This window comes from Halochromatium sp., from assembly GCF_046541315.1.
In the GTDB taxonomy this organism is placed as follows: domain Bacteria; phylum Pseudomonadota; class Gammaproteobacteria; order Chromatiales; family Chromatiaceae; genus Lamprobacter.
Map to the genome: position 1 here is coordinate 1 of NZ_JBKHDN010000247.1, position 3,525 is coordinate 3,525.

7 protein-coding genes are annotated in these 3,525 nt (G+C 64.7%); all 7 read right to left on the minus strand.

Annotated elements, in window-relative coordinates:
* Positions 1–11 precede the first annotated feature (11 nt).
* Positions 12–356 carry a 50S ribosomal protein L22 gene (gene rplV / locus ACLFQI_RS12545; RefSeq protein ID WP_200240813.1) on the minus strand — a complete coding sequence of 115 codons (345 nt, stop codon included), beginning with the start codon at positions 354–356 and terminating at the stop codon, positions 12–14.
* 10 nt (positions 357–366) lie between these two features.
* The gene (gene rpsS, locus ACLFQI_RS12550; RefSeq protein ID WP_200343995.1) at positions 367–645 is read right to left on the minus strand and encodes a 30S ribosomal protein S19; all 279 of its coding nucleotides are present in this window, start codon (positions 643–645) and stop codon (positions 367–369) included.
* A gap of 21 nt (positions 646–666) precedes the next feature.
* Entirely contained in the window at positions 667–1,494 is an 828-nt protein-coding gene (gene rplB, locus ACLFQI_RS12555) for a 50S ribosomal protein L2 (RefSeq protein WP_410759815.1), read from the minus strand.
* Between the two features lie 79 nt (positions 1,495–1,573).
* A complete protein-coding gene (gene rplW / locus ACLFQI_RS12560) occupies positions 1,574–1,870 on the minus strand; it encodes a 50S ribosomal protein L23 (RefSeq protein WP_410759819.1) in 297 nt (98 codons plus the stop codon).
* 8 nt (positions 1,871–1,878) lie between these two features.
* Positions 1,879–2,487 (minus strand): 50S ribosomal protein L4, encoded by a 609-nt coding sequence (rplD, locus tag ACLFQI_RS12565; RefSeq protein WP_410759817.1) that lies wholly within the window; start codon positions 2,485–2,487, stop codon positions 1,879–1,881.
* 2 nt (positions 2,488–2,489) lie between these two features.
* Positions 2,490–3,143 (minus strand): 50S ribosomal protein L3, encoded by a 654-nt coding sequence (gene rplC / locus ACLFQI_RS12570; RefSeq protein WP_410759818.1) that lies wholly within the window; start codon positions 3,141–3,143, stop codon positions 2,490–2,492.
* A gap of 10 nt (positions 3,144–3,153) precedes the next feature.
* Complete coding sequence (gene rpsJ, locus ACLFQI_RS12575) at positions 3,154–3,465, minus strand: 30S ribosomal protein S10 (RefSeq protein ID WP_200343988.1); 312 nt, start codon at positions 3,463–3,465, stop codon at positions 3,154–3,156.
* Between the last annotated feature and the right edge of the window lie 60 nt (positions 3,466–3,525).

Here is a 3,525-nt window from a genome sequence, read left to right on the forward strand (position 1 = left end):
TGTCCCATGCCTCAACCCCGACCGTCGCGTTCGGCTACCCGGACACTAATGTGGCTGGTGCGTTTCAAGATCCGCGACGCTCGGCCCTTGGCGCGAGCGCGCAGGCGCTTCATCGTCGGACCCTCGCCCACCTGCACCTCGACGACGTGCAATTGGTCGATGTCCGCTCCGGCGTTGTTCTCGGCATTGGCGATCGCCGACTCCAAGAGCTTGCGCAGCATGCGCGCGCCCTTCTTGGTGCTGAACGCCAGATCATTGAGTGCGCGCTCAACGTGCTGGCCGCGAATCTGATCCGCGACCAGCCGCGCCTTCTGCGCCGAGATCCGCGCATACTTCAGTGTCGCTGCTGCTTGCATGCCTTATCCCCTAGCGCTTCTTGGCCTTGCGGTCCGCCGCGTGACCGCGGAAGGTCCGGGTCAGCGCGAATTCGCCGAGCTTATGGCCAATCATGTTCTCATTGATCAACACCGGCACATGCTGGCGACCGTTATAGACGGCGATGGTCAGCCCGACCATCTCCGGCAAAATCATCGAGCGGCGCGACCAGGTCTTGATCGGCCGTTTACTATTCTGGGCCACCGCATCCTCGACCTTCTTGGCCAAGTGATGATCGATAAACGGGCCCTTGCGGATCGAACGTGCCACGTGATCGCTCCTCGCGTTGTCTTACTTGCGCCGACGACGACGTACGATCATGCCGTCCGTACGCTTGTTGTTTCGAGTCTTATGGCCCTTGGTCGGTTGACCCCAGGGGCTCACTGGATGACGACCGCCCGAGGTGCGGCCTTCACCACCGCCATGCGGATGGTCGACCGGATTCATGACCACGCCACGCACCGTCGGACGCACACCGCGCCAGCGCGAGGCCCCGGCCTTGCCGAGCTTGCGCAGGCTGTGCTCGCCATTGCCGACGACACCGATCACGGCGCGACAGTCGGCATGCACCTTGCGCATCTCGCCGGAGCGCAGCCGCAAGGTCGCCGAATCGCCTTCGCGCGCGACCAGCTGCACCGAGGCGCCCGCCGCCCGGGCCAGCTGCGCGCCCTTGCCGGGGCGCATCTCGATGCAATGCACCTCGGTGCCGACGGGGATATTGCGCAGCGGCAAGCAGTTGCCGACCGAGATCGGCGCCGTTTCCGAGGCCACCACGGGCGCGCCTTGGCTCAGGCCCTTGGGCGCGATGATGTAGGCGCGCTCGCCGTCGGCGTACTTGAGCAGGGCGATGTTGGCGCTGCGGTTCGGGTCGTATTCGATCCGCTCCACCACCGCCGGCACCTCTTTCTTGCGGCGCTTGAAATCGATCAACCGATAGCGCTGCTTGTGCCCACCACCGCGATGCCGCACCGAGATACGGCCCTGATTGTTACGACCACCGGTCTTCGACTTCTTCGAGAGCAATGCCTCGTGCGGCTCACCTTTGTGGAGCTCTTTCCCGGTGATCTTGACGACGAACCGCCGGCCAGGCGATGTCGGATTTGTTTTCACGATAGCCATTGTCTGTTATCCGTGTCGTTGATGGGCCTTGACAGGTGCCGCCAGGCGCGCATCACGCGCCCTCGCTAAGCTCGGCCGATCAGGCACCGCCCCCAAAGTCGATATCATTACCAGGCGCGAGACGCACATAGGCCTTGCGCCAGCCGGGTCGCTTGCCAAGCCGGCCACCGAAGCGCTTGACCTTGCCCTTGAGGTTGAGCACCCGTACCGAGTCCACCTTGACCTCGAACAGCAGTTCCACGGCCTGGCCGATCTCGCGCTTGGTCGCGGTTGGCTCGACCCTGAACGCGTATTGCGCGGACTGCTCGGCGGCGCGCGCGCTCTTCTCGGAGACGATCGGTCCGAGCAGCACCTTCAGCAGGCGTTCTTGATTGATGCCGGCATTCATGACAAACGCTCCTCGAGACGACGCAAGGCCGCCTCGGTGACGATCAGATGTTCGGCCGCGACCAGGCTGACGGGATCGACACCGGCGGCCGTATCGACCCAGACGCCGGGCAGATTGCGAGCGCCCAATGCCAGGTTGTCCTCGATCTCATCGACCAGGATCAGCGCGCGTTCGACGCCGAATTCGGCCAACTTCGCGCGGACCTCCTTGGTCTTCGGCGCGCTGACGCTCAGCTCCGAGACCAAGATCAGGCGCTCGGCGCGGATCAGCTCCGACAGGATCGAGCGCACCGCGCCGCGATACATCTTGCGATTCACCTTCTGCTCGTAGCTGCGTGGCCGGGCCGCGAAGGTCACGCCACCGCCGCGCCATAAGGGGCCACGGCTGGTGCCGGCGCGGGCACGGCCAGTGCCCTTCTGCCGATAGGGCTTGGACCCGCCACCGCTGACGGCGGCACGGTTCTTTTGCGCCTTGGTTCCGGAACGTGCGCCGGCCAGATAGGCGGTCACGACCTGATGCACCAGCCCCGGCTTGTAGTCGACACCGAACACCAGGTCAGTGACCTGGACCGATGACGACTCGGCGTTGCGAATAGCCAGCTCCATGATTAACCCTTCCGATTCTTCTGTTTCACCGAGGGCACCACGAACAGGCGCCCCCCGGCTGGACCCGGCACGCCGCCGCGGATCAGCAACAGATTGCGATCGACGTCGACCCGGATCACCTCGAGATTCTGCTGGCAGCGGTTCACATTGCCCATCTGCCCGGCCATCTTCTTACCCTTGACCACGCGCCCTGGGGTCTGGCATTGCCCGATCGAGCCCGGAGCACGGTGCGACAACGAGTTGCCGTGGGTGCTGTCCTGACCGCGAAAATGATGCCGACGGATGGTGCCGGTGAAACCACGGCCCTTGGTGACGCCGCGCACATCGACCTTTTGGCCCACCTCGAACAGCGACACCGTAAGTTCACCGCCCGCGCTCAGATCCTCGCCTTCGCCGGGCTCAAGTCGAAACTCCCGCAGCGTCACGCCGGGCTCGACACCGGCCTTCGCGAAGTGGCCCGCCAAAGGCTGGGTCACGCGCGACTTCCGGCGCCGCCCAGTGGTCACCTGGAGCGCGCGATAACCGTCGCGCTCCTCGGTCTTGGCCTGGGTCACGCGGTTGGGCTGCACCTCGATGACAGTGACCGGAACGGACTGTCCATCGTCACCGAAGATGCGGGTCATACCGGCCTTGCGGCCGATCACACCAATGGCCATCGTCTTAACCTCAGCTCAGTTTGATCTGTACGTCGACGCCGGCAGCCAGGTCGAGCTTCATCAGGGCGTCGACCGTCTTGTCGGTCGGATCGACGATGTCCATCAGCCGCTTGTGGGTGCGGAGCTCATACTGATCGCGCGCGTCCTTGTTGACGTGCGGCGAGATCAGCACGGTGTAGCGCTCGTGGCGCGACGGTAGCGGCACTGGGCCGCGCACCTGCGCGCCGGTGCGCTTCGCCGTGTCGACGATCTCGCGCGCGGACTGATCGATCAGTCGATGATCGAACGCCTTGAGTCGAATGCGTATGCGTTGGCTTGCCATGCCCTTTACTCGATGATCTTCGCGACGACACCGGCGCCGACGGTGCGTCCGCCCTCGCGC